Source organism: Rhizobium sp. BK181, assembly GCF_014193305.1.
Lineage (GTDB): Bacteria > Pseudomonadota > Alphaproteobacteria > Rhizobiales > Rhizobiaceae > Rhizobium.
This window is the reverse complement of sequence record NZ_JACHZA010000001.1, coordinates 657,986-681,226: the sequence shown is the minus strand read 5'-3', so window position 1 is coordinate 681,226 and position 23,241 is coordinate 657,986. Positions and strand designations below refer to the sequence as shown.

General features: G+C 61.1%; 24 protein-coding genes. 11 read left to right on the top strand and 13 right to left on the bottom strand.

Annotation, left to right across the window (positions count from 1 at the left end):
• Positions 1–9: 9 nt before the first annotated feature.
• Both FHT77_RS03365 and FHT77_RS03360 read right to left on the bottom strand, forming a co-directional pair.
• The gene (locus FHT77_RS03365; protein ID WP_183752505.1) at positions 10–1,509 is read right to left on the bottom strand and encodes an inorganic phosphate transporter; all 1,500 of its coding nucleotides are present in this window, start codon (positions 1,507–1,509) and stop codon (positions 10–12) included.
• A gap of 64 nt (positions 1,510–1,573) precedes the next feature.
• On the bottom strand, positions 1,574–2,086 hold the full coding sequence (locus FHT77_RS03360) for an NUDIX hydrolase (RefSeq protein ID WP_183752503.1): 513 nt from the start codon (positions 2,084–2,086) through the stop codon (positions 1,574–1,576).
• Positions 2,087–2,341: 255 nt separating this feature from the next.
• On the opposite strand from FHT77_RS03360, the gene FHT77_RS03355 reads away from it, so the two are divergent.
• On the top strand, positions 2,342–3,232 hold the full coding sequence (locus FHT77_RS03355) for a LysR substrate-binding domain-containing protein (RefSeq protein WP_183752501.1): 891 nt from the start codon (positions 2,342–2,344) through the stop codon (positions 3,230–3,232).
• Between the two features lie 93 nt (positions 3,233–3,325).
• Positions 3,326–4,483, top strand: coding sequence for an adenosylhomocysteinase (locus tag FHT77_RS03350; protein WP_183752499.1), 1,158 nt, complete (start codon positions 3,326–3,328; stop codon positions 4,481–4,483).
• Positions 4,484–4,522: 39 nt separating this feature from the next.
• On the opposite strand, the gene FHT77_RS03345 is transcribed toward FHT77_RS03350, so the two are convergent.
• Complete coding sequence (locus FHT77_RS03345; protein WP_183752497.1) at positions 4,523–5,521, bottom strand: zinc-dependent alcohol dehydrogenase family protein; 999 nt, start codon at positions 5,519–5,521, stop codon at positions 4,523–4,525.
• Positions 5,522–5,627: 106 nt separating this feature from the next.
• On the opposite strand from FHT77_RS03345, the gene FHT77_RS03340 reads away from it, so the two are divergent.
• Positions 5,628–6,479, top strand: a complete 852-nt coding sequence (locus tag FHT77_RS03340) for a LysR family transcriptional regulator (RefSeq protein WP_183752495.1) — start codon at positions 5,628–5,630, stop codon at positions 6,477–6,479.
• A 12-nt stretch (positions 6,480–6,491) separates the two neighbouring features.
• Here the strand turns inward: FHT77_RS03340 and FHT77_RS03335 are convergent, their stop codons facing one another.
• Positions 6,492–7,388, bottom strand: a complete 897-nt coding sequence (locus tag FHT77_RS03335; RefSeq protein ID WP_183752493.1) for a LysR family transcriptional regulator — start codon at positions 7,386–7,388, stop codon at positions 6,492–6,494.
• A gap of 134 nt (positions 7,389–7,522) precedes the next feature.
• Between FHT77_RS03335 and FHT77_RS03330 the strand changes: the two genes are divergently transcribed.
• Genes FHT77_RS03330 through FHT77_RS03315 form a run of 4 tightly spaced genes read left to right on the top strand, consistent with a single transcriptional unit; the run spans position 7,523 to position 11,960 of the window.
• Entirely contained in the window at positions 7,523–8,962 is a 1,440-nt protein-coding gene (locus FHT77_RS03330) for an FAD-linked oxidase C-terminal domain-containing protein (RefSeq protein ID WP_183752491.1), read from the top strand.
• Positions 8,959–10,164: a glycolate oxidase subunit GlcE gene (gene glcE, locus FHT77_RS03325; RefSeq protein ID WP_183752482.1), complete on the top strand. Its 1,206-nt coding sequence runs from the start codon at positions 8,959–8,961 to the stop codon at positions 10,162–10,164. The genes FHT77_RS03330 and glcE overlap by 4 nt, the downstream gene beginning before the upstream one ends.
• Positions 10,165–10,169: 5 nt before the next feature.
• The gene (gene glcF, locus FHT77_RS03320; RefSeq protein ID WP_183752475.1) at positions 10,170–11,483 is read left to right on the top strand and encodes a glycolate oxidase subunit GlcF; all 1,314 of its coding nucleotides are present in this window, start codon (positions 10,170–10,172) and stop codon (positions 11,481–11,483) included.
• A gap of 36 nt (positions 11,484–11,519) precedes the next feature.
• Positions 11,520–11,960, top strand: a complete 441-nt coding sequence (locus FHT77_RS03315; protein ID WP_183752473.1) for a hypothetical protein — start codon at positions 11,520–11,522, stop codon at positions 11,958–11,960.
• Between the two features lie 31 nt (positions 11,961–11,991).
• Here FHT77_RS03315 and FHT77_RS03310 read toward each other — a convergent pair whose 3' ends face one another.
• Both FHT77_RS03310 and FHT77_RS03305 read right to left on the bottom strand, forming a co-directional pair.
• Positions 11,992–12,672, bottom strand: a complete 681-nt coding sequence (locus FHT77_RS03310; RefSeq protein WP_183752470.1) for a L,D-transpeptidase — start codon at positions 12,670–12,672, stop codon at positions 11,992–11,994.
• 135 nt (positions 12,673–12,807) lie between these two features.
• On the bottom strand, positions 12,808–13,551 hold the full coding sequence (locus FHT77_RS03305; protein ID WP_183752468.1) for a L,D-transpeptidase: 744 nt from the start codon (positions 13,549–13,551) through the stop codon (positions 12,808–12,810).
• 209 nt (positions 13,552–13,760) lie between these two features.
• Between FHT77_RS03305 and FHT77_RS03300 the strand changes: the two genes are divergently transcribed.
• Together FHT77_RS03300 and FHT77_RS03295 are read left to right on the top strand one after the other, a co-directional pair.
• A complete protein-coding gene (locus FHT77_RS03300) occupies positions 13,761–14,390 on the top strand; it encodes a DNA-3-methyladenine glycosylase I (RefSeq protein WP_183752466.1) in 630 nt (209 codons plus the stop codon).
• Positions 14,387–14,863, top strand: coding sequence for a hypothetical protein (locus FHT77_RS03295; RefSeq protein ID WP_183752464.1), 477 nt, complete (start codon positions 14,387–14,389; stop codon positions 14,861–14,863). The genes FHT77_RS03300 and FHT77_RS03295 overlap by 4 nt, the downstream gene beginning before the upstream one ends.
• A 7-nt stretch (positions 14,864–14,870) precedes the next feature.
• Here FHT77_RS03295 and FHT77_RS03290 read toward each other — a convergent pair whose 3' ends face one another.
• On the bottom strand, positions 14,871–15,575 hold the full coding sequence (locus tag FHT77_RS03290) for an HAD family hydrolase (RefSeq protein ID WP_016552882.1): 705 nt from the start codon (positions 15,573–15,575) through the stop codon (positions 14,871–14,873).
• A 233-nt stretch (positions 15,576–15,808) separates the two neighbouring features.
• Between FHT77_RS03290 and FHT77_RS03285 the strand changes: the two genes are divergently transcribed.
• Positions 15,809–16,858 (top strand): aldo/keto reductase, encoded by a 1,050-nt coding sequence (locus FHT77_RS03285; RefSeq protein ID WP_183752462.1) that lies wholly within the window; start codon positions 15,809–15,811, stop codon positions 16,856–16,858.
• 53 nt (positions 16,859–16,911) lie between these two features.
• On the opposite strand, the gene FHT77_RS03280 is transcribed toward FHT77_RS03285, so the two are convergent.
• The 6 genes from FHT77_RS03280 to FHT77_RS03255 all read right to left on the bottom strand — a co-directional run bounded on the left by FHT77_RS03280 (position 16,912) and on the right by FHT77_RS03255 (position 21,587).
• On the bottom strand, positions 16,912–17,271 hold the full coding sequence (locus tag FHT77_RS03280) for a DUF305 domain-containing protein (protein WP_183752460.1): 360 nt from the start codon (positions 17,269–17,271) through the stop codon (positions 16,912–16,914).
• A gap of 71 nt (positions 17,272–17,342) precedes the next feature.
• Positions 17,343–17,708, bottom strand: a complete 366-nt coding sequence (locus FHT77_RS03275) for a hypothetical protein (RefSeq protein WP_246719635.1) — start codon at positions 17,706–17,708, stop codon at positions 17,343–17,345.
• Positions 17,709–17,896: 188 nt separating this feature from the next.
• Entirely contained in the window at positions 17,897–18,634 is a 738-nt protein-coding gene (locus FHT77_RS03270; RefSeq protein WP_183752458.1) for a class I SAM-dependent methyltransferase, read from the bottom strand.
• Positions 18,609–19,583: a ketopantoate reductase family protein gene (locus FHT77_RS03265; RefSeq protein ID WP_183752456.1), complete on the bottom strand. Its 975-nt coding sequence runs from the start codon at positions 19,581–19,583 to the stop codon at positions 18,609–18,611. Before FHT77_RS03265 ends, FHT77_RS03270 begins: the two co-directional genes overlap by 26 nt.
• Before the next feature lie 207 nt (positions 19,584–19,790).
• Positions 19,791–20,666 carry an amino acid ABC transporter substrate-binding protein gene (locus tag FHT77_RS03260; protein WP_246719633.1) on the bottom strand — a complete coding sequence of 292 codons (876 nt, stop codon included), beginning with the start codon at positions 20,664–20,666 and terminating at the stop codon, positions 19,791–19,793.
• A gap of 162 nt (positions 20,667–20,828) precedes the next feature.
• Positions 20,829–21,587, bottom strand: coding sequence for a hypothetical protein (locus tag FHT77_RS03255; RefSeq protein ID WP_183752452.1), 759 nt, complete (start codon positions 21,585–21,587; stop codon positions 20,829–20,831).
• 138 nt (positions 21,588–21,725) lie between these two features.
• Here FHT77_RS03255 and hisS point away from each other — a divergent pair, with 138 nt between their 5' ends.
• Positions 21,726–23,240 carry a histidine--tRNA ligase gene (gene hisS, locus FHT77_RS03250; protein WP_183752450.1) on the top strand — a complete coding sequence of 505 codons (1,515 nt, stop codon included), beginning with the start codon at positions 21,726–21,728 and terminating at the stop codon, positions 23,238–23,240.
• The last annotated feature ends 1 nt before the right edge of the window (position 23,241 follow it).

Genomic DNA, 23,241 nt, shown 5'->3' with positions numbered 1-23,241 from the left:
AGGTCCTGCTCAAACAAAGAGCGCGAACATAACCCAATAGATCATGGCTGCAAGCGCTGCGGAGGCCGGAACGGTGATGATCCAGGCAGCGATGATCGTCATGAAATGCGAACGGCGAACGAGATAGCGACGGCGAACCTCATGTGTGTTCGGATCTTCGGGCTCGTCGGTCGCGAAGCTTTCGGCCTTCCGGCGCATGTATGCGATGCGGCGCTTCGAATGCCGGGTGTACCACTCGCGGAAGAAGCCGACGCCGAACACGGAGCCGACCGCGATATGCGTCGTGCTGACGGGCATACCGAGCCACGAGGCGACGATAACGGTGAAGGCCGTCGACAGCGCCACGCAATAGGCCCGCATGGGGTTGAGCTTGGTGATCTGCTCACCGACCAGCCGGATCAGGCGCGGCCCGAAGAGCAACAGACCGATGGAGATGCCGAGAGCGCCAATCAGAAGCACCCAGATCGGCGGCTGCCCATGCGTACCCTCAGGGGACGCACCGACCGCGCGCACGATTGCTGATAGCGGGCCGACGGCATTCGACACATCGTTGGCACCATGCGCAAAGGAGAGCAGGGCGGCCGAGCCAATCAAGGGGATTTGGAAAAGGACGCGCAGCGAGCTATTGCGGTTTTCAAGCCCTACCGACTGTCTGCGGACGAACGATCGTGCTGCGAGCCATCCGACGATCCCGGCGCCGAACCCGAAAAGGATGATGGTGAGCGGGGTAAACTCATTGGTCGCTTCGAGCTGCAGGGCCATGTACGACGTGAAGCCACCGATCATCATGGCAATCAGCACAGGCACCCAACGCCGGGCAGCCGCGATCTTGTCATCGCGGTAGATAATAAGGGTTTTCACCATAAAGAGCAGGCCGGCTGCTATCACCCCTCCAAGCAGAGGGGACGTCACCCAGGCCGAGGTGATCTCGATCATCACCCGCCAGTTCACTGGCGCCGGGCCGACCGCACCGACGCCGGCTCCAATCACCGCGCCGACGATCGCATGCGTGGTCGAGACCGGCGCATTCATCCAGGTCGCAAGGTTGATCCACAAGGCGGCGGCCATTAGTGCCGCCATCATGATCCAGCCAAGCGTCCCCGGAGGCACCTGCACAGTATCGACGATGCTTGAAGAGATGGTCTTGACGACCTCGCCGCCGGCAATTGTCGCTCCAAGAATCTCGAAGATGGCGGCGATGACAAGCGCTTGCGCCATCGTCATCGCACGCGCGCCCACCGCTGCGCCGACGTTGTTGGTGACGTCGTTCGCGCCGATGTTCATGGCCATGTAAGCGGCGAGCGCCGCGGCGGCGATTACGAGGACGGCGCCGGGCCGGTCAAAGACATAGACGCCGGCAAAAAGCATCGCGAGCCCGAGAAAGACCAGCGCGATGCCTGGTGCCACCAGCTTTCGCGAGACGAACTTCGTGGCGTCCTCGACATGCGTAAGCTTGTCGAGATCCTTGTCGAGCGTTCGTTTCGTGAGGACGGCTGGTCGTTCGGGCATGCTATTCCTTGGCGTTCATTCCTGCTTTAACGTTGCCAAGTTTAGCAGTGCAAGATGGCAGTATTCACTCCGCCGGAATTTGTTTTGGCGCACTTGCCGCGAATTGGTCCTGCATGCGGCGCTTGAAAAGCAGAAAGATCTCCCGAAGCTCCGGTTCGTGGACGCACGTCGCGGCTTCGTCGCAGGAAACCCACTCGGTCTTGCGCTCGCCTTTCTCTTTGAAATTCTTGGCGATGCTAGCGACTTCGAGGGCGTAGACCTGAACCCTGCAGGTTACGCTGAGGCCGTTCTTCAAGACCTTGGGATAGGAATAGGTGCCGAGGATTTCACTCTCGACCGTCCCGCGCACGCCGGCTTCCTCATAGGCCTCGCGGGCCGCGACCTCGTAGGCGGTACGTCCGTCCATCGGCCAGCCTTTGGGGATGACCCAGCGGCCAGTGTCGCGGCTCGTTAGCAGCAGGACCTCGATCTCGCCTGCCTTCTTCTTCACCCGATAGCAAAGCGCAGCATATTGTTGACGCGGTGGGCGTCTGAACATCAGCTGTACGTCAGAAGCGAGACGGGCGAGGAGAGTCAACGGTCGGGTCACCTTTTATTTTAGTTCCTTCGATCAGCTATATTAGTATCCAATGGAAAGCTTGCGCGATCCATACGTCTTTCAAGTTTTCCAGCGGGATTTGATACTTATCAATAAGGCAGCTTCCGCTTCGCTACGGTTCGGAAAATCCGCCAAATACTATCCTGATTCCGCCATTGCACAGGTGTTCAATGTGCACCCGTCTTGCATTCGGATCAACGACGGGGTCATGTCATACACTGTTATGTCAATACTATGGTAACCATGCGTCTTCCTCCTCTAAAAGCAGTCCGTGCCTTCGAAGCCGTTTGCCGTCACGGAAGCATTCTCGGCGCTGCCGCCGAGCTTGGGGTGGTCCGGGGCGCGGTGCGCCAGCAGATCTCAATTCTGGAAAACTACTTCGGCGAGAAACTATTCGAACGCGACGGGAGAAAATTGGCTGCAACCACGAAAGCTGTACAGTTCGCGGAGGCCTCCAATGCCGCACTTGCGACGCTGGAACGCGCCGCTGCAGATTTTGTCGGTGCGGGGCATCGCCGCATCCGCCTGGGCGTACCTTCCGCCTTTGCCATATGGTGGCTGATGCCACGGCTTGCAAACATGCAGGATGCGCTTGGCGTCGTCGATGTCGATATCGTGCCGATGACGGTCGTCGAGCCGTTGGCGCTGCATCCTGAACTCGATGCGGTCATTATGGGCGCTGAATACCGGCCGGCGGTAGGAGTGACGGCGGTCAAGTTCATGGAGGACGAATTTGGGCCCGTCGCGACGCCCGAACTTGCAGACAGGATCGAGAGAGATCCTCGGCTGATGGCGGAGGTCACGGCTCTTTTCAGCCGCACTGCGCCAACCCTTTGGCAGGAGTGGTTTGCAGAGAGCGGTACACAGGCAGTGACGTTTCGGCGCAAGCAGGAGTTTGAAGATCTGCTTCTGGCAATCGGGGCGGCCCGATCAGGAATCGGTGTCGTTCTCGCGCCACGCGCAGCCATCGAGGATGATTTGCAGCGCAAAGTGCTTGTGGCACCCTACGGCTTCGTTCGCCGATCGGCCGGCTACAGTCTGTCATGTCGCAATGCCGACGCGAAGAAGCCCGCGTTCTCCGCACTTCGAGATTGGTTGGTCCGGTTGGGCGCGGCAGCCCAATAGGGCAGATTTTCTGCCCTATTGCGAAGAATTATCTCCATGGCCGAAAAGCGTGGCCGGGTCTAACACTGCATTAGCAGCAGAAGGACACCGGATATGCAGAGAAACGCAACGCGCATCGAATGGATCGGCAACAGCTGCCGATTGCTCAAGGCAACGGCGGCGGAATTCGAGAAAACCCAACCGTTCGCCGGTCTGACCATCGGCACCGGCATCCATCTGGAGCCGAAGACCGTGGCGCTGCTGATGACACTCAAGGCCGGTGGCGCACGGCTCGTCTGCACCGGAAACCTCAACAGCACGCAGCCTTCGACCGTCGAGTTTCTTCGTTCGCAAGAGATCACCGTGTTTGCGACCCAGACGACGGACCCGGTCGCGCATCACAAGAGCCTCGAGGCGGTTGTTGCGGAAAGGCCGGATCTGCTGCTCGACAACGGCGGCGACCTTTTTGCAATCGCGGCCGAGGCGCCCTACGCCGGCCTTCTTGGAGGTACCGAGGAGACGACATCTGGCCGTACACGCCTGCTGCCGATGCGGGAAAAATTGAATATGCCGATCCTGGTCATCAACGACAGCCCGATCAAGCAGTTCGCCGAAAACAAGCATGCCGTCGGCCAGAGCCTGTTCGAAAGCTACATGCGCTTCACCAATCGCTCGACCAACGGCAAGCGTGTGACGGTTTTCGGCTACGGCGCCTGCGGCAAAGGCACCGCAGCCTGCTTCCGCAATGCGTTTTCAACCGTCAGCGTCGTTGATATCGATCCAGTGACTGCGCTGGAGGCGCACCTCGACGGCTTCTCCACGCCGCTGCGCAACGAGGCGATTGCCTCAGCCGACGTGCTTGTCACCGTTACCGGCTTTCCCGCGATCGTCACCGCCGCCGACCTCCCGCTGATCAAGGATGGCGCGATCCTGATGAATGGTGGACATTTTCCGCATGAGATCGATGTTGCGGCGTTTCGACAGCACCCCGAAGTCGTCCGGATCGATCGCTACGAGGCGGAGCATATCGAGACCTTGCACCTGAGGGATGGCCGCTCTTTCCATATTCTTGGCGGCGGGCATATGGCAAACCTTGCCGGCCCCCGGCCGCTCGGCAATTCCGTCGAATCGATGGATCTTGGTTTTACGCTGCAGGCGCGCTGCCTTGAGCGTGTCGCCACGCGCGAAGTCGGCGCCGAGAGCTGCATCGTCCCGGTGCCGAGGGATATCGACGCGATGGTGGCAAGCGCCTATCTCGATCTGGCGCGTTAAGGAGAGGGCGCGGCGATAGCCCGCCGCGCCCTTCAAACTTTAGGCGATCTCAACCACCAGCTTGCCGTTTGCCTGACGGCTTTCGATTAGAGCATGGGCTTCTGCGACATCGGAAAGTCCGAAGCGACGCGCGTCCAGCCTTGGCATCAGCTTTCCGGCCTCGATGAGTTTGCCGACCTCACGCAGGATCTTGCTGTGGTGGCTTCGACCTTCGCCGGTCAGAAGCGGCAGCAGCGTAAACACTCCCGAATAGGTTGCCGCTTTGAACGACAGCGGGGCAAGCGCGTGTGTTCCCCATCCGAGCGCGCTGACGACGTGACCGAAGCGGCCGATCGCCTGGAAGGCGGTGTCAAGGCTGGCGCCGCCGACCGTATCGTAGACGATGTCGAAGCCTTTGCCCCCCGCGTGATTGACGACATAGTCCGTCACGGTCTCCACCCGGTAGTCGATCGGCGTTGCTCCGAGGCTTCTGAGGTAGTCAGCCTTGGCGGCACCGTCGACGGCAAATACATCGGCACCTACGGCTTTTGCGATCTGTACGGCAATGTGCCCGACGCCGCCGGCGGCGCCGAGGACAAGAACCTGCTGACCATCGCGGACATTGGCGCGATCGACCAGGCCCTCCCAGGCGGTAATGGCGATCAGCGGCAGCGCTGCTGCCTCCCGCATCGAGAGATTGTGGGGCTTCGGCGCGAGCAGCCTGGCGTCAACCGCCGCGAATTCAGCCAGCGAGCCTTGGATGCCGCCGACGCCACCTGTCATGCCATAGACTTCGTCGCCACTGCGGAACTCGGTGACGCCGGGACCTACCTGCTCGACGACGCCGGCCAGATCAATGCCAAGAACGGCGGGAAACGGATGCCGCGCATGGGCGGCATTGCCGGCGCGGATCTTGGTGTCCAAAGGATTGACGCCGCTCGCCTTGATCCGAAGCAAAATCTCACCCTCGCGTGGCGTCGGTTCGGCGATCTCGGCCAAGCGGAAATCGGCGTTCGGCGCGTCGATCAGGAGCGCCTTCATCGTTGTGGACTGAGACATGCAACTCTCCGTTCGTTTGAATTGCCCGGAGAATGCGCCGTTGATGTGCGAATGGAAATGAAAGAGAATGCACGATGTTCATGCATTTTTGTTTGGGAGCCGGATTGTGGAATGGAGCGATCTCAAGCTCTTCCTGGCGATCGCCCGCCGTGGAACTCTCGGCGCTGCCGCCCGCAGCCTCGGCCTGACGCAGCCGACGATGGGGCGTCGCCTTCGCGCTCTGGAAGTTTCGTTCGGCCAGACGCTGTTTCAGCGGACAGCCGACGGCTTTGTGCTGACGGACGAGGGCACGGCCGTCTTCACGCACGCCGAACGGATGGAAGAGGAAGCGCTGGCTCTCGAACGTGAACTCGCCGGACAAAGCCGGCAGTTGAGCGGCTTCCTACGCCTGTCGTCGTCGGAGTGGTTCGGTGCACATGTGCTTGCGCCGGTGCTTGCGGAATTCTCGCTGCGCCATCCGAAGATCGTCGTCGAATTGCTGACCGATAGCCGCCTGCTCAGCCTCTCCCGCCGCGAGGCGGACGTCGTCGTTCGGATCGCGCCCTTCACCGAGCCTGATGTAATATCGCGCAAGCTGCTGCATATCGAGTACCAGCTCTATACCCGCCGGGGCGCAGAGCATCCGAAGGCAGGGGATGGCGCAGGCGCGCGTCTGGTCACGATGGACGAAGCCTTCGGCGGCATGCCCGATGTCATGTGGCTGGCGCGCCTCCTGCCAAAGGCCGAGATCGCCATGCGCAGCAACAACCGCGATGTGCAGGCGACGCTGTGCAGGAATGGCGCGGGGCTCGCCGTCCTGCCGCGCCCCCTCGGCGATGCGATCGCTGACATCGAGCCGGTCGATCTCGGCGAGGCCCCGCCTGGGCGCGACACCTGGATCGGCTATCACCGGGACATGAAACGGCAGGCCCGCCTGCGGGCGCTCCTCGATCTCGTCATCGAGAGGCTGGCGAGTTGACCAGTGAAAGCCCTAGCGTTCCCAATAGGGGACTGGCCCATAGACCTCGGCGAGATAGTCGATGAACAGCCGCACCTTGGCCGGCAGGAATTGACGGCTTGGATAGACTGCCGACAGCGTCACGCTGCGCGACCCCTCATAGGCAGGGAGAATGTGCACCAGCCGACCATCCTTCAACTCGCGGCTGATGTCCCAAGTGGAGCGCAGAGCAATGCCGAGCCCAGATATCACGGCCTCACGCACGACCTCGCTGGAGTTCGTCACAAGCATCCCTTCCGGCCGGAGTGAAAGCGGGCCCTCAGGTCCTTCCAGTCGCCAGGCATCGTTGTTGTGAGCAGGCAGACAGCGGTGCTGCTTCAGGTCTTCGATCGTTTCTGGTGTGCCGTTGGCGGAAAGATAATCGGGGGAGGCGCAAAGCAGGCGCCTGACCGACGCGAGTCGCCGCGCGACGAGGCTCGAATCCGTCAGTTCCGCAATCCGGATAGCAAGGTCAAAGCCTTCACCGACGATGTCGGTGAACTCGTCGCTGAGCACCAGATTGATCGCAAGCCCGGGATGCATGTCCATGAAGGACTTCAGGTGCGGGGCGACATGCGTGCGCCCGAAGGAGGTCGGCGCCGTCACCTTCAGCGTTCCCTGCATCTGCGCCGAGCGCCCGGAGATGTAGTATTCCGCCTCCTCGATCCCGGCGAGAATGCCGAGGACGCGATCGTAAAAGCCCTGGCCGGCTTCCGTCAGCGAGATTTGCCGCGTCGTGCGCTGCAAAAGCCGCGTGCCCAGCCGATCTTCCAGCCGTTTGATGCGTTTGGAGACTACGGCCGGTGAGAAACCGAGCGCCCTGCCGGCCAGCGACATGCTCCCGGTCGAAACGACTTTTGCGAAAATTTCAAGGTCACCCAGATTGGTCATACGCTTAGATTGTTTGTCCTTTTGGAATAAGTGCTTAGCATTTGCGCCATAATCGGGAAAGTGTTAAGCCCGATCGAGCCGGCAGCGCGGAGGATGCGCCGGGTTTTCGCTGCCGCCGGCGAAGGGAGACAGCCATGTCCGACACCATTTCGTTTCTCGCCCCGCGTGCCGACGTGCTTGCTCGCCGCCGGCAGATTGTTGCCGATCTCATCGACCTGCTGCCGCCGGAATGCTTGGTTCATGAGGCGCGCGAACTGATGCCGTTCGAGACCGATGCCTTCGTTTCCTACCGCCGCATGCCGCTTGCGGTTGCCTTGCCGCGGACAACAGCGGAAGTGGCCGCCGTGATGAAATACTGTCATCGCTACGGCGTCCCTGTGGTGCCGCGCGGCGCCGGAACGTCACTCTCCGGAGGAGCGATCCCGCAGGAGGATGCGGTCGTCGTCTGCGTCTCAAAGATGAACCGCATCCTCGAGATCGATCTTCCCAATCGCGTGGCGGTTGTCGAAGCCGGCGTGACCAACCTAAATATCTCGGAATCCGTCTCGGCGGATGGTTTCTTCTATGCGCCCGATCCCAGCTCGCAGCTGGCCTGCACGATCGGCGGCAATATCGGCATGAATTCGGGCGGCGCGCACTGTCTGAAATACGGGGTTACGACCAATAACCTGCTCGGCGTCAAGATGGTGATGACCGACGGCACTGTCATCGATCTCGGTGGCAAGGCGTTAGATGCGGCAGGCTACGATCTGCTCGGCCTCGTCTGCGGACACGAAGGCCAGCTCGGGATCGTCACCGAAGCGACGGTCCGCCTGATTGCCAAGCCCGAGGGCGCGCGGCCGGTCCTGTTCGGCTTCGATACCTCCGAAGAGGCAGGGTCCTGCGTCGCTGACATCATTGCATCAGGCATCATTCCGGTTGCCATCGAATTCATGGACAAGCCGGCGATCGAAATCTGTGAAGCCTTTGCCAAGGCCGGCTATCCCCTGGATGTCGGCGCGCTGTTGATCGTGGAGGTCGAGGGATCGGAAGCAGAAATGGACGACATGCTGAAGAGCATCGTCGAAATCGCCCACAGGCATGGCGTGAAGACCGTCCGCGAATGCCAGTCGGCAACCGAGGCGGCGCTGATCTGGAAGGGCCGGAAGTCGGCCTTTGGCGCCACCGGGCGCATCGCCGATTATATCTGCATGGACGGCACCGTGCCGCTCAGCCAGCTTTCCTACGTGCTGAAGAAAACCTCTGAAATCATCGATCGCCACGGGCTTCGCGTCGCCAACGTGTTCCATGCCGGTGATGGCAACATGCACCCCCTGATCCTCTTCAATGCTAACGATCCGGACGACGCCGCACGTGCGGAAGCCGCGGGCATGGAAATCCTGAAGCTGTGTGTCGATGCCGGCGGCTGCCTGACGGGCGAACATGGCGTCGGCATCGAAAAGCGAGACCTAATGCGGCATCAATATTCCGAGGCGGACCTGGCGCAGCAGATGGCGGCACGCGCCGCTTTCGATCCGGCCTGGCTCCTGAACCCGTCCAAGGTCTTCCCGCTCGAGGGACGCCCGGCCGCATGATCGATCTATTGCCTATGACGGATGACGAGGCTGCGGCAATCGTCCGCAGCCATGCACAGGCAGGCAAGCCGCTGGCGATCTGCGGCGGCAACACCCGTTCCGGTTTCGGAAATGCAGTCGCGGCGGAAAGTCGGTTGCGTTCGTCCAACCTGAGCGGCATCACGGCTTATAATCCCGGCGAGATGGTTTTGACTGCACGATCCGGAACGCCAATGTCCGAGATCGAAGCCGCACTCGCTGAGAACGGCCAGATGATGGCCTTCGAGCCGATGGATCATCGGCCGGTCATGGGCACATCGGGCGAGCCGACCATCGGCGGCGTTTTTGCCGCCAATGTTTCGGGGCCGCGCCGTTTTGTCGCCGGGGCCGCACGCGACAGCCTGCTTGGCGTGAGCTTCATCAATGGCAAGGGCGAACTGATCAAGGCGGGCGGCCGCGTGATGAAGAACGTGACCGGACTGGATCTCGTCAAGCTGATGGCTGGCTCGCATGGAACGCTGGGGTTGCTGACGGAAGTGACCTTCCGCGTGCCGCCGCGACCGCGAACTGAAGCGACGATTGTCGTTTCCGGCCTCAACGATGCCGAAGCCGCCAACGCCATGGCGGCGGCGATGGCCTCGCCAGTCGAAGTCTCCGGCGCCGCGCATCTGCCGATGACCGTATCCTGGAAATTTCTCGACAGCACGCTTTCGGGAGGCGAGGCGACCTGTCTGCGCATTGAAGGCCTGCCTGGCTCCGTTGACGCCCGCGCAGCCAAGCTCGTTGCGGCCATGCACGCGTTCGGATCGGTCACGCGGCTGGAGCAAAACGAGAGCGTACGCCTTTGGAAAGACATCCGGGATGCCGCCCCTTATGCTGACGGCACGATGCGGCCCGTTTGGCGGGTTTCTGTCGCGCCAACCATCGGCCATCAGCTGGTCGCGGCCCTTCGCCTCGAAGCTGGCGTCGATGCATTCTACGACTGGCAGGGCGGGCTGATCTGGATGCGGATGGAGGCGGATGCCGATGCGGATCTCCTGCGCCGTTTCATCAAGGCGCTGGGCGGTGGCCACGCCACGCTGATGCGGGCGCCCGAACCAATGCGGGCATTGACGGCCGCCTTTCAGCCGCAGCAGGAGGCGGTGGCCTTGCTCTCGCAGCGACTGAAACTGAAATTCGATCCCGCCGGCATCTTCAATCCCGGGAAGATGGCAGGAGCCTGAAGGCAATGCAGACCAATTTTACGCCCGCCCAGCTTGCCGACCCTCATGTCGCCGAATCCGAGCAGATCCTGCGCAAATGCGTGCATTGCGGCTTCTGCACCGCGACCTGTCCGACCTATGTGACGCTCGGCAACGAACTCGACAGCCCGCGCGGGCGCATCTACCTGATCAAGGACATGCTGGAAAACGGGCGCCCGGCGGATGCCGAGGTGGTCACCCATATCGACCGCTGTCTCTCGTGTCTCGCCTGCGTGACGACCTGTCCCTCCGGGGTCGACTACATGCACCTCGTCGACCATGCACGGGCACACATCGAGAAGACCTACAAGCGTCCTTTCATGAACCGGCTCGTGCGCGCCATCCTTGCCGCTGTCCTGCCATATCCTGATCGGTTTCGCCTTGCGATCAAGCTGTCGTCGGTGGGCCGACCGTTTGCCGGGTTCCTTCAGCACTCGCCCGCATTGAAGCCATTTGCCGCAATGCTGGCGCTGGCGCCGCGACATATCCCTCCCGCCTCGATCTATGCAGCACCGGCAAGCCACGCGGCGGCCGGTGAAAAGCGCGGACGCGTCGCGATCCTAACCGGCTGCGCGCAGCCAGTCCTCGATCCAGGCATCAACGAGGCGACCATCAAGCTGCTGACGCGACTGGGTGTCGAGGTGGTCGTACCCGAGGGGGAAAGTTGCTGCGGCTCGCTCGTCCATCACATGGGACGCGAAGAGCAGGCGCTGGCAAGCGCACGCGCCAACGTCGATGTGTGGACGGGTGAACTCGAAAAGGGTGGGCTCGACGCGATCATCATCACCGCTTCCGGCTGCGGCACGACGATCAAGGATTACGGTCACATGCTGCGGCTCGATCCCGCCTACGCCGAAAAGGCGGCGCGCATCTCGTCGCTGGCGAAGGATGTCACCGAGTATCTTGCGTCGCTTGACCTGCCGGCCCAGATGCCGAAAGGCGTCATCGTCGCCTATCACTCCGCCTGCTCGATGCAGCACGGCCAGAGGATCACGATGGCGCCGAAGCAGCTGCTGAAGGCGGCCGGCTTCAACGTCCGCGATCCCGCGGAAGGCCACCTCTGTTGCGGATCTGCCGGTACCTACAACATCATGCAGTCCGATATTTCCGAAGCGCTCAAGACCCGCAAGGTCAGGAATATCGAGGCGACGAAGCCGCATGTGATCGCAACCGGCAACATCGGCTGCATGATGCAGATCGCGACCGGGACAGCAATTCCGATCGTTCACACGGTCCAACTGCTGGACTGGGCCCACGGCGGAGATATACCGGAAAAATTAAAGGATTTGCCCTTAGCTTAGCGGCGCTGGATCGTCCGGCAATCTCAGGAGCCCGCTATGTACCGCACCATCCTCGCGTTCACGCTTCTTTGCGGTGCGACCAATGCCGCCCACGCAGCCACTCGTTTCTTCTGCTCGGCGGATGACAAGAATGTGCGCTTCACGGTGGAAAGCGGTTTCGAGGCGGAAGGCGGCCACAAGCTCAATCATTTTCGCGGCGCTCTTGTGGTGAAGAGCGGGGATGCGCCCCAGGCGCTACAGAAGATTGCCGTGACGTCGGAGAACCTGACGCACCACTGGTCACACGATGGCGAATTGCGGCTGGAAGTATTCTATGAGGATGGAGACGACCCTAAGGGGCAGGGCGTCAGCCTGATCGTGACCGCTGGCCAGCGCGGCAAATCGATGACGACATTCTCGGGCGCCTATGAGCTTGCTCTTGAGGGCGGCGCGAAGCCGCTTAGCGTGACCGGCAAGGTCAGTTGCGGATCGAAGTAGGCGGCCGTCGCCGGCCGCCAAATATTTTGCATTAGCCGCCGAATAGCGTCCGCAGGATGTCGATGCCGCGATCGTCGAAGCTGATTTCGCCCTGCTTGTTGCCTGGGCCGACAACGATGACCTTCGTGCCGACAGGAGCGCGATCGTAGAGATCCATCACATCCTTGTTCATCATGCGAATGCAGCCAGACGACATGTTGAGGCCGATCGACCACGGCTGGTTCGTGCCGTGGATGCGGAAACTCGTGTCATTGCCACCCTTGTAGAGATACATCGCGCGGGCGCCGAGCGGATTGTCTTCGCCACCTTCCTGGTAGGCGGGGAGGATGTGGCCTTTCGCAGCTTCGCGAACCCGCATTTCAGGCGGTGGCGTCCAGCCCGGCCACTCTGCCTTGCGGCCGATCTTGACGACGCCCGACCAGCCGAAGCCTTCGCGACCGACGCCGATGCCGTAGCGCGTCGCGCGGTCCTTGGTCTCGACGAGATAAAGGAACTTGTTGTTGGTATCGATGATGATGGTGCCGGGTGCCTCGTTGGTGACGAGGTGGACGCGTTGGCGCTTGAACTGCGGCTTGACCGATTTCGGCTGCACGGCGACCCGAACGACAGGCGCAGCGTCATGAGCGGGCGCGATCGGCTGTGCCGACACAGATGTGGATACGGAAGAGACCAGAAGGCCGGCGGCTGCGAGAGCCGTCGCGAATTTCAGCATATTTGATTCCCTCAAAGCAAAACCGGACCGAAGCTAACCGAACTTCGATCCAGTTCAAGATGTCGGGGGCGGAATGAGGCAGCTGCGATGTTTAATTGCAACTATGCTTGGCTCCGTGCCGGTATTGATGAGCCTTTACATGACGATGACGCGAGTTCCAACCTTTACGCGCTCGTAAAGGTCAACCACGTCTTCGTTGCGCAGTCGGATGCAGCCGGAAGAAACGGCATTGCCGATCGTCCAGGGGGCGTTGGTGCCGTGGATGCGATAAAGGGTAGAGCCGAGGTACATGGCGCGTGCGCCAAGTGGGTTCGCAGGCCCACCGTCCATGCGCGCCGGGAGATAATGGCCCTTGGCGGCTTCGCGACCGATCATTTCCGACGGCGGCGTCCAGTCCGGCCACTCGGACTTGCGGGTGATCTTGTGCACGCCAGCCCATTCGAAGCCCGGCTTGCCGACGCCGACGCCATAACGCCGAGCCTTGCCGCCGTCCATCACCAGATAGAGGAAGCGGTTGTTGGTATCGATAACGATCGTGCCGGGCCGCTCCTTGGTGTCGTAGCTGACAATCTGCGGCAGATACTGCGGCTCAAGCTGACGACGGATGACGGGAACGCCGGGATTAGTGGCGGATACCGGCTGTGCCCTGGTAGCAGGAGTGCCACCGAAGACGCCGGACGTGAATAGACCACGCGGCGCGAAGGCCGGTTGCCGGTAAACGACGGGGCGAACCTTGCCGCCGCCGAGTTGCATGGTCCACGGGGCTGCGAGATCTGGGCTCAACACGACCGGCGGGCGCGTCGTGTAGCGGTCGTCGCCGAGCGCAGCCGTGGAAAAGACGCCGAGCATCGCTGCGGCGAGCAAAAGGGATTTCATCATCGGACGGACTCTCTACAAATGGCCGAAAATGTGCGGACGGCAGCGGCCGCCTTGCTTCACGCTGCCACCGTTCCCGCCAGCGAATGGTAAATTTGAACTCATTCGAATCCGAAGCGAGAGATAAACTTTTCGTCAGGGTTATCGTTCGGTTTGGAAACAGAGTTTGCAAATGGTAAAGCCGGATTCGCAGCAGGAGAGCGAAGCGAGACATGAGCGATACGGGCATCATCATCGGTGAAGACGGCAAGAGCCGCTGTCACTGGCACGCTAACCTCCCGGACTACCTCAAGTATCACGACGAGGAGTGGGGACGACCCGTCACCGATGATATCCGCCTCTTCGAAAAGATCTGCCTGGAAGGGTTCCAGTCGGGTCTTTCCTGGCTCACCATCTTGCGTAAGCGCGAGAACTTTCGCGCTGCCTTTGCCGGCTTCGACTTCGAGAAGGTCGCGCTCTTCGACGACGCCGATATCGCGCGCTGCCTTGCCGATCCCGGCATTGTGCGTCATCGCGGCAAGATCGTTTCGACGATCAACAATGCTGGCCGAGCTATCGAGTTGCGGCAGGAGTTCGGGTCGCTCGCCCGCTATTTCTGGAGCTTCGAGCCCGGCCATAGCGATCGCCCGAAGGTGGTCGATCGCGCCACTGTCATGGCCAACCCGACAACGCCGACATCGGTCGTCATTTCCAAGAATCTGAAGAAGCGCGGCTGGACGTTTGTCGGTCCGACCACAGTTTATGCCTTCATGCAGGCAATGGGTCTCGTCAACGATCACGTCGAAGGTTGCTACTGTCGCGCCGAGGTGGAAGCGATGCGCGATGCGCTGGTGCGCCCATGAAGGGGCTCGCGGCAACCGTCGGCTTGTGCCTGCTGGCGTCCGCTGCGTTCGCGCAGTCACCTGAGCTGCAGCCTGGCGAACGACTGGAGAAACTGCAGTTTCCGGCCGCCACTATGGAACTCAAGGGCTGGACGAAATTCGGCAACGGACGCGTCTACACGCTTCCCGTCAAGGCTGGCCAGCATGTGAAGATCAGCTTCTCGACCAAGAGCAAATTTGCTTTCCTCTCGATCTTTAATCTCGCGACACCCGATGATGAGGCGATCTTCGGGACGGACGAGGATGGCGAAAGCTATAATATCACGGTGAAGGACAGCACCACCTGGCTGCTGCGGCCCTACTACTCCAAGGTCTCGCCACGCCGGGGGCTAGGCGCGCCCTACAGCATTCTCGTCGAGCCTCAGGCGGCAGCACCGCCACCGGCTGCTCCCGCCGACAAGCAATCGCCGTCGCCGCTCTTTCCTCCAAGGTGACAGCAGGTTAGCCGAGGCCTTCGATCAGGCCGCGCAGTTCCCCCAGATGTTCGATCTTGCGGAAGCGCGGCGCATCTTTCGGCTCCTCGACATGCTCGACCACCCAGGTGAGCTCGTGCGGCACGAAGACGCCGTAGCTGCCGGCGGCGATCGCTGGGACGATGTCTGATTTCAGCGAATTGCCGACCATCATCGCCCGTTCCGGGCCACCCCCGACCTTGGAGAAGATCCGGCGGTAGGTTACAGCAGTCTTGTCGGAAACAATCTCGACCGCGTGAAAGAAATCACCGAGCCCGGATTGCGCCAACTTGCGCTCCTGATCGAACAGGTCGCCCTTGGTGATCATCACCAGCAGGTAGTTCTCCGAGAGTGCCGCCAGCGTCTCCTGAACGTGCGGCAGGGTCTCGACCGGGTGGGAAAGCAGGTCTCGGCCGGTGTCGAGAATGCTGGCAATGACGCTGGCAGGGACCTTGCCTTCGGTGACTTCGATCGCCGTCTCGATCATCGACAAGGTAAATCCCTTGATGCCGAAGCCGTAGTGGCGGAGATTGCGCTTCTCGGCCTCGAGCAGTCGCTCCGACACCCTCGGGCCGTCTGCAAAATCAGCCAGCAGTTCGGTGAAATGCGCCTCGGTCAGCCGATAATATTGCTCGTTCTGCCAGAGCGTGTCGTCGGCATCGAAGCCGATGGTTGTCAGCGCGCGGGTCGTCATCCGTCATCTCCGAGTCATCAAGTAGAATTTATTGGAGGCCGGGCGCGAAACAAGGGGATGCGAATGGTCGGATGGTAACGGACACGTTGAAATACCGTCGGTTCGCCTTACATCGATAGGGCCTCTCGCACAGCCGCATTTTGGCTGTTCCTGTCTCGACCAGGCCAATAACCAAAAAATCATTCAACCGTCTTTAGGTCGCGCTCGCGGCCGTCACAAGGAAATCTCCGACCATGCGTTACAATCAACTTGGAAATACGGGACTGTTCGTCTCGGAAATCTGCCTCGGCACGATGACATTCGGTGCCGCCGGCGAAAACAATCTCTGGGGTTCCATCGCTGACGTCGACCAGAAGGCTGCCGATCAAATCGTCGAAAAGTCGCTGGCATCAGGGGTCAACTTCATCGATACGGCAGATGTCTACTCCTTCGGTGAGTCCGAAAAACTGCTCGGCCAGGCACTGAAAAACCTCGGCGTTCCCCGCAAGGACGTCGTGATTGCCACGAAGGTCTATGGCACCATGGGCGACAAGCCGAATGATCGTGGCGCTTCGCGCGGGCACATCATGGATTCGGTCGAGGCCAGCCTGAAGCGTCTTCAGACCGATCATATCGACCTTTATCAGATCCACGCCACCGACACAGTCACGCCGATCGACGAGACGCTGCGCGCCTTCGACGATCTCGTTTCTCGTGGTTTGGTGCGCTATGTCGGCGTTTCCAACTGGCAGGCGTGGCGCATTGCCAAGGCGCTTGGCATCTCCGAGCGTCGCGGCTTCGCTCGGTTCGAGACGGTGCAGGCCTACTATTCCATCGCCGGCCGCGATCTGGAACGCGACATCGTGCCGATGATGCAGGAGGAGAAGCTCGGCCTGATGGTCTGGTCGCCACTGGCGGGCGGCCTACTCTCCGGCAAGTATGGGCCGGGAGCGCCTGGCAACGGCGAAGGTCGCCGCGCTGCTTTCGACTTCCCGCCAGTCGACAAGGATCGCGCCTGGGCCTGCGTTGCCGTGATGCGCGAGATCGCCGAAAAGCACGGCACGAGCGTCGCTACTGTCGCGCTTGCCTACATTCTCGCGAAGCCGTTCGTGACAACCGTCATCATCGGCGCCAAGCGGGTCGAGCAACTCGACCAGAACCTGGCGGCGGTCAACCTGAAACTCGATGCGGACGATTTGAAGAAACTCGATGAGGTCAGCGAGCTTGCGCCTGAATATCCGGGTTGGATGCTTTCGCGACAGGGTGCCGGCCGTCGGCCGGAGCCATTCCAGCCGAAGGCCTGATTGACGTTTCGTGAAACGGACGCCGGGGCTTGCTGCTCCGGCGTCCTTGGCTATTACTTGCCGTGCGCCTTCAGCCAGGCCTGCATGTCGGCGATCTCGGCCTCCTGGGCCTTGATCACGGCTTCCGCCAGCTTGCGGATTTCCGGATCCTTGCCGTATTGCAATTCGATCTTCGCCATGTCGATCGCGCCCTGATGGTGCGGGATCATGCCCCGGACGAAGTCGACGTCGGTATCGCCGCTATATTTGAGCATCATGTCCTTGTGCATCTTCGCGTTCGCCTCCGCGAACGCGTGGCTCGATGCACTGTGATCGCCCATCGGCTTGCTCATGTCCATCGGCGCATCTTCCGCGAAGAGGGGCGTGGCAGAGAGGGCAAGCGTTGCAGCAAGAGCGAGAGTTTTCAGAGACATGGGATTACCTTCCTCTGTCTGATACTGGGGTTCAATGCGCGGCCGAAGCCGCGGCGTTTCATGAAAACCGGTCAGACAAGCCGGGGAGGCGGCGCCAGGGGCTGAGGGCGTGCATCCCGCATCGCATCGGCCGGTCCAGGAGCAGGGTAGGAAAATACGTGCTTTCCGGCTGCCGCGAACACCATCGGCGGCGGCACGACCAGACAGGCTGAGCAGAAGGGCATGTGCACCATGCCGCTGGCTGAACACGGATCCTGTTGCGCAGGCGCGGATTTCGCGTTCTCGCCCATGTCCATTCCGGCCACATGATGGTGTTCGACACTGGAGGTCGCTGCGACGGTATGCATCGACAGGCATGTCGGACAGCCAGCCCAGGCGGACATGGTGCCGTAGGCCATCCAGGCAAGTGCCATCGCGATGATTGCAAAAAAGCGCATGCCGTCAAAATAGGAACACGACGCAAAGAAGCCAAGCTGCATTTTGCGGATTTGGCAGACACTGGTCGTGTGGGCCACATCGGCCCGAGGCGAACATCAGATGGCGGTCCGAAAGACACCGGAAGGATGCGCGGCCTTGAAGGCCACTCCTTCCGGCAGGGCGACCCAACAACCAAGGCGAGCTGACACTAGTTCCTATATTGATAGACTCTCCCGAAGCGATTGGGCATCAGGAATATTTGTTCAGCTTCGGAAAACCCGGCTTCACGGCCCATCGCCTTCCATGTGTCGGCCTTTTCCGGGAAGTCGGCGAGCCTCATATGCGCGTCCATCGCCGCAAATTCTTCGTCCGTTAATGCAGCCCACACATTACGATAGGCCGAGAACCGATCAAAATGTTCTTCCCGGTTTTCCTCATCGAGAAGGGTGGGTTCCCAGATCAAAAATAGGCCGTCACGGCTCAATGTATCGCGCACATCTTTCATCAATCGGACCTTTCCGTCCGGCTGGAGATGATGCAGCGACATGCCAATCCATACGAAGTCCACGGTGTCGGACCAGTCGGCCATTTCCTCGGCAAAATCGCCGCACCGCAGGTCGATAGGGCACGGCAAGTCCTTCAGCGATTCCCTCGCGAGATCCAACGACTGAGGAGAGAGGTCGATCCCGTAATAGTGGCCGATGGCACTCCCCTTCAACGCACCCGCCGAGGCAACTGCATCCCCGCAAGCGATATCGAGAAACTTGAACGGCTTCGGCATCTCCTGGGACAACAGGGTGCGCAGCAAGCCATAGACCTCGCGGTGAAACATGAGGTTTTCGCCGACGATCTTCCGGTAAGTTGCCAGATGTTTATTGAACATGGCTTGTGCATCGTCGGTGGCCGCCGAAGCAGTGCTTTCAGCCTGATTTCGCAAGGTCTCCATTCGTTTCCCTCCCAGAAAAGCCGTCAGCCGTGGAGTTGAGTGTACCCTTCGCGTAGAGATGCAGCGCGCGATAAACCGCCGTGTGTGATGGCGTCGCTATGCCAAGGCCGTTCCCAAGCGCGTGCATTCGCCCTGAAAGCCAGGCAAGTTCCAGTGGTTTTCCGTTCAAGAGATCATTGGCCATCGATGAGCGCGTATTGGGCGGCAGGTTCTGCCAGATTGATTCAGCGTACGCTTCATATTCGTCCTGCATCGGGTGACCGGCTGCCCTCGCCACCGCCATGCCCTCATCCCGCAACTGGGCAAGGAATGTGCGAGACTCAGGATCTGTCAGGATCGATCCAATTCCGGATCGAATTAAGCTGGTCGCACCCGAGAACGCGCAGAGCGTCACGAACTTGGTCCAGAGCGTCTGATCGATATCTTCGACCGTCTGCAGCCCAATGTCTCCGGCCTGGATGGATGCCGCGAGCAACGCACTGATCACCGGGTCACGATGCCCGCCGATATAGAACTGCCCTGCACCACCGAGATGCACGATCAGGCCGGGCTGTTTTATGTATCCCGAAATGTAGGCAGCGCCGCCGACAACCTGTGACGGCGGAACCAGCCGACCCAGGGTCTCGACGCTGTCGATGCCGTTTTGCAACGTCACCACTCTCGTTTCCGGCCCGACCATCGGCACGATTGCCGCAGCCGCCGTGTCGCTGTCATAGAGCTTGACGGCGAAGAAAACGATGTCGACATGGCCGACCTCGCCGGGCGTCGCAGTCGCCTTCACATCTGGCAGGCTGAGATTGCCGAGCGGACTTTCAAGCTGCAGTCCGTTGCTTCGCATTGCCTCGAGGTGGCGCCCCCGGGCAATAAAAGTGACATCATGGCCCGCGACAGCGAGCCGTGCACCAAGATAGCCGCCGATGGCGCCCGACCCCATGATCGCGATCCGCATGGCCGCCCCCTCCGACGACAAACCTGTGGCTGCAAAATCAATATAGCCATTGCTACCTTAGACCACAATCAAGTGGTTCGCATGACAGCGTCGCAGGGACGCTGCTGGCTCAAAATGGTCTTCCCTTTCGAAGTCGCTCTTCGCAGCGTCCGCCCAGCGCCCATCGACCCAAATAGACGGCCCGTACGCTTCGGTCCGCATTTGATATCAATCGGGCACATGCTCCATGATGATTTGCGTGTGCAGCATCGGTGCCGCCTCCGCTCCGAAATAGCTTTCTAGCAGCGGCAGAAAATCGTCCGACAGGTAGAAAGCCGTCAAGGCACGATCGGCCAGCAAGCGGAAGTCGGCGTCGTCGCGACGCAGCCCTATCGCATAGGGTTCGTGCGTAAACAGGCGATCGCCGATCTCGAGCGAGGACGGATCGCGCGCCCGCGAAGCCAGGCTGGCGAGCAGCGCCTGATCCGCGATATAGGCATCGATCTTGCGATCCTCGAGTGCGGCGAGCCCGTCCTCATGCGTCTGGAAATCGGCAAGCTTGGTCTTCGATACCTGAGTTGCCAGCGCTTCGCGCAGTGTCACTCCCGTCGTCGTGTTGGCACGCACGCCGATGACGCGCGTCGATGCGACATGCTCGCTAACGGCGCGAACAGCAGGCTTCTCGAGAAAAAGCGTTTGCAGATAGTTGGGCGAATCCTTGCGGAGCAGCGCAGTCGCCCCGGTCAGGAAGATGGGCTGCGAGAAGTCGACGATTTCCCGCCGCTTCAAATTGACGGTGATCGCACCGCAAAGCAGATCGACCTCTCCATTCTTCACCGCGTCGAAGCCGCCGGCGAGAGTCGTCTCGATGTATTCGCGCTTCAGCTGCGGAACCTGGTGTTCGATTTCGTCGGCGATTTTGCCACAGAGGTCGATGGCATATCCCGTCGGATTGGCGCCCGGTTTGCTGGAGGAAAAGGGCGCTTCGTCGGCAATGTAGCCGATGCGCACGCTGCTGCGCTCATTGATCGTATCGAGCGTCGCAGCGGCTGCCGCGAAAGCTGTGAGGCAAAGAGCAAGATGCGCTAACAGAAACCGTCTCATGCACTTCGCCATAGGCATGATCCCCATCTTCGAGCGGTTGCGATCTCAAAGGCGTACACGCAGACTATGGGCTGCCCGCCATTTGTCAACTGAGGGCCGCCTCGGCGGTGCTCGAACTGGCGACTCGCCCCGAGCGAGACCCGAGCACGGACGAGCCGACGCTCAATATGCCGCAACAACCTTGTGCACGATCTGATAGTCGGCGCTTTCCTCGCCGAGCGGCGCCACCGGCCATGTCCAATCGGCTTGAACCGATCGCAGCGACACACCATGCAGCAAGTCGGCCTCTTCATGGACCTTCCCGGTGCGGTCGATGACGGCATGGGAGACATCGGTGATCAGGCAAGTCTTGCAAGGCGCCGCTTCCAATGCCGACCGGTGCGCCTGGATCAGCTGTGCGACCGTATCGGCGGGCAGCGCGCCTTCCTGCTCCGCCTCGAAGCGTCGTTTCACGCCTCGACCGATCTGCGAGAGGAGATTGGCCGAGACCACGAAGTCGAGATACGGAACGGTTCTCAGGAAGGCGAGGGGTTCCGGCTGCCTGCCCGCCGCGAGGTCGTCATAGCCCGAAAGGTCGCGCTCTATCAGCCGAACGTTCTTGTAGCCTTTCCGCCGCAGCCACAAGCGTGTCGAGGCGAGATGCACGAGATCGACGAGCACGACAGTATCAAACGTCCCGGCCAGCTCCTCGATCGGTACGTCGCGCAGCAAGCCGGATCCCAGGATGACCGCCGTTCTCCTCTGCCGCAGGCCGGCCATGGCGCTCCTTACGGCGTCCTTGCTCCTCTCCTCGTGCTCTGCCCATTGCCGGCTGCAGCGGCCGGCGCGGGACCAGAGATTGACGGAGTATCGGATGAACCGGCGATGCGCCTTCAGCGTCACCGGAACGGTCGCGGCATAGAGAAGCGCCTCCGCGATCATGATAGAGCTCCTGCCATTCGATCCATTCCTACTCGTTCAATCGATTCTGCGGTCCGGATCAAGGGCCTTCGCCCTTGCCGCATCCGGCCCTTTCCGCTAGGAAACCGCCACTGTCACAGCGAGCGGAATACCTTGGAAATGAACGACAAGCAGAAGAAACCACAAAAGCTCAAGGCCAGACTTCCCCGCGGCTTCGTCGATCGCTCGGCAGCCGATATTCGCGCCGTCAACGAAATGACCGCGAAGATCCGGGAAGTCTACGAGCATTATGGTTTCGATCCTGTCGAAACCCCGCTCTTCGAATACACCGATGCGCTCGGCAAGTTCCTGCCTGATGCCGACCGGCCGAACGAAGGCGTGTTCTCGCTGCAGGACGACGACGAGCAGTGGATGAGCTTGCGCTACGACCTGACGGCTCCGCTCGCCCGTCATGTCGCCGAGAATTTCAACGAGATCCAGCTGCCATACCGCACCTATCGCGCCGGCTACGTTTTCCGCAACGAGAAGCCAGGCCCAGGTCGCTTCCGCCAGTTCATGCAGTTCGACGCCGATACCGTCGGTGCTCCCGGCGTCCAGGCCGATGCGGAAATGTGCATGATGATGGCCGATACGCTGGAAGCCCTCGGCATCAAGCGCGGCGATTACGTCATCCGCGTCAACAACCGCAAGGTTCTCGACGGCGTTCTCGAAGCGATCGGTCTCGGAGGCGATGACAAGGTCGGCCAGCGCCTCAACGTGCTGCGCGCCATCGACAAGCTCGACAAGTTCGGTCCTGAGGGCGTGGCACTCCTGCTCGGCCCCGGCCGCAAGGATGAGTCCGGCGATTTCACCAAGGGCGCAGGCCTCGACCAGAGCCAGATCGACAAGGTCCTCTTCTTTGTCGGCATCAAGGATTATGCCGAAAGCGCAGCCCAGTTGGCGGAACTCGTTGCCGGCACATCCAAGGGTGCTGAAGGCGTTGAAGAGCTGAATTTCATTGGCGCATTGGTCAGAAGCGCGGGCTACCAGTCCGACCGCGTCAAGATCGATCCGTCGGTCGTGCGCGGCCTCGAATATTACACCGGCCCCGTCTACGAAGCCGAGCTTCTGTTCGATGTCACCAACGAGAAGGGCGAGAAGGTCGTCTTCGGTTCCGTCGGCGGTGGTGGTCGCTACGACGGCCTCGTCTCCCGCTTCATGGGCCAGCCGGTGCCGGCTACCGGCTTCTCCATCGGTGTTTCCCGTCTGATGACGGCGTTGAAGAACCTCGGCAAGCTCGGCCAGGCCGAGGTCATCGAGCCGGTTCTGGTCACGGTCATGGACGGCGATGTCGACGCGATGGGCCGCTACCAGCGCATGACGCAGGACTTGCGCTCCGCCGGCATCCGCGCCGAAATGTTCCAGGGCAACTGGAAGAAGTTCGGCAACCAGTTGAAATATGCCGACCGCCGCGGCTGCCCTGTCGCCATCATCCAGGGAGGTGACGAGCGGGCGCAGGGCGTCGTGCAGATCAAGGACCTGATCGAGGGCAAGCGCCTGTCGGGCGAGATCGAGGACAATGCCAGCTGGCGTGAGGCCCGTGTTGCCCAGGAAACGGTTGCGGAAGGCGACCTCGTCGCCAAGGTGAAGGCAATTCTGGCGGCGCAGGCCGAAGACCGGAATAGGGCGGGCTGAG

What these genes read in the sequence shown, in the direction of transcription:
- FHT77_RS03345 (WP_183752497.1), bottom strand. Translation starts at nt 5,521, where the DNA reads ATGTCTCAGTCCACAACGATGAAGGCGCTCCTGATCGACGCGCCGAAC.
- FHT77_RS03310 (WP_183752470.1), bottom strand. Translation starts at nt 12,672, where the DNA reads ATGCTGAAATTCGCGACGGCTCTCGCAGCCGCCGGCCTTCTGGTCTCT.
- FHT77_RS03330 (WP_183752491.1), top strand. Translation starts at nt 7,523, where the DNA reads ATGTCCGACACCATTTCGTTTCTCGCCCCGCGTGCCGACGTGCTTGCT.
- FHT77_RS03300 (WP_183752466.1), top strand. Translation starts at nt 13,761, where the DNA reads ATGAGCGATACGGGCATCATCATCGGTGAAGACGGCAAGAGCCGCTGT.
- FHT77_RS03305 (WP_183752468.1), bottom strand. Translation starts at nt 13,551, where the DNA reads ATGATGAAATCCCTTTTGCTCGCCGCAGCGATGCTCGGCGTCTTTTCC.
- hisS (WP_183752450.1), top strand. Translation starts at nt 21,726, where the DNA reads ATGAACGACAAGCAGAAGAAACCACAAAAGCTCAAGGCCAGACTTCCC.
- FHT77_RS03270 (WP_183752458.1), bottom strand. Translation starts at nt 18,634, where the DNA reads ATGGAGACCTTGCGAAATCAGGCTGAAAGCACTGCTTCGGCGGCCACC.
- FHT77_RS03275 (WP_246719635.1), bottom strand. Translation starts at nt 17,708, where the DNA reads ATGCGCTTTTTTGCAATCATCGCGATGGCACTTGCCTGGATGGCCTAC.
- FHT77_RS03315 (WP_183752473.1), top strand. Translation starts at nt 11,520, where the DNA reads ATGTACCGCACCATCCTCGCGTTCACGCTTCTTTGCGGTGCGACCAAT.
- FHT77_RS03335 (WP_183752493.1), bottom strand. Translation starts at nt 7,388, where the DNA reads ATGACCAATCTGGGTGACCTTGAAATTTTCGCAAAAGTCGTTTCGACC.
- FHT77_RS03260 (WP_246719633.1), bottom strand. Translation starts at nt 20,666, where the DNA reads ATGAGACGGTTTCTGTTAGCGCATCTTGCTCTTTGCCTCACAGCTTTC.
- FHT77_RS03290 (WP_016552882.1), bottom strand. Translation starts at nt 15,575, where the DNA reads ATGACGACCCGCGCGCTGACAACCATCGGCTTCGATGCCGACGACACG.
- FHT77_RS03285 (WP_183752462.1), top strand. Translation starts at nt 15,809, where the DNA reads ATGCGTTACAATCAACTTGGAAATACGGGACTGTTCGTCTCGGAAATC.
- FHT77_RS03280 (WP_183752460.1), bottom strand. Translation starts at nt 17,271, where the DNA reads ATGTCTCTGAAAACTCTCGCTCTTGCTGCAACGCTTGCCCTCTCTGCC.
- glcF (WP_183752475.1), top strand. Translation starts at nt 10,170, where the DNA reads ATGCAGACCAATTTTACGCCCGCCCAGCTTGCCGACCCTCATGTCGCC.
- FHT77_RS03255 (WP_183752452.1), bottom strand. Translation starts at nt 21,587, where the DNA reads ATGATCGCGGAGGCGCTTCTCTATGCCGCGACCGTTCCGGTGACGCTG.
- FHT77_RS03365 (WP_183752505.1), bottom strand. Translation starts at nt 1,509, where the DNA reads ATGCCCGAACGACCAGCCGTCCTCACGAAACGAACGCTCGACAAGGAT.
- glcE (WP_183752482.1), top strand. Translation starts at nt 8,959, where the DNA reads ATGATCGATCTATTGCCTATGACGGATGACGAGGCTGCGGCAATCGTC.
- FHT77_RS03350 (WP_183752499.1), top strand. Translation starts at nt 3,326, where the DNA reads ATGCAGAGAAACGCAACGCGCATCGAATGGATCGGCAACAGCTGCCGA.
- FHT77_RS03265 (WP_183752456.1), bottom strand. Translation starts at nt 19,583, where the DNA reads ATGCGGATCGCGATCATGGGGTCGGGCGCCATCGGCGGCTATCTTGGT.
- FHT77_RS03295 (WP_183752464.1), top strand. Translation starts at nt 14,387, where the DNA reads ATGAAGGGGCTCGCGGCAACCGTCGGCTTGTGCCTGCTGGCGTCCGCT.
- FHT77_RS03355 (WP_183752501.1), top strand. Translation starts at nt 2,342, where the DNA reads ATGGTAACCATGCGTCTTCCTCCTCTAAAAGCAGTCCGTGCCTTCGAA.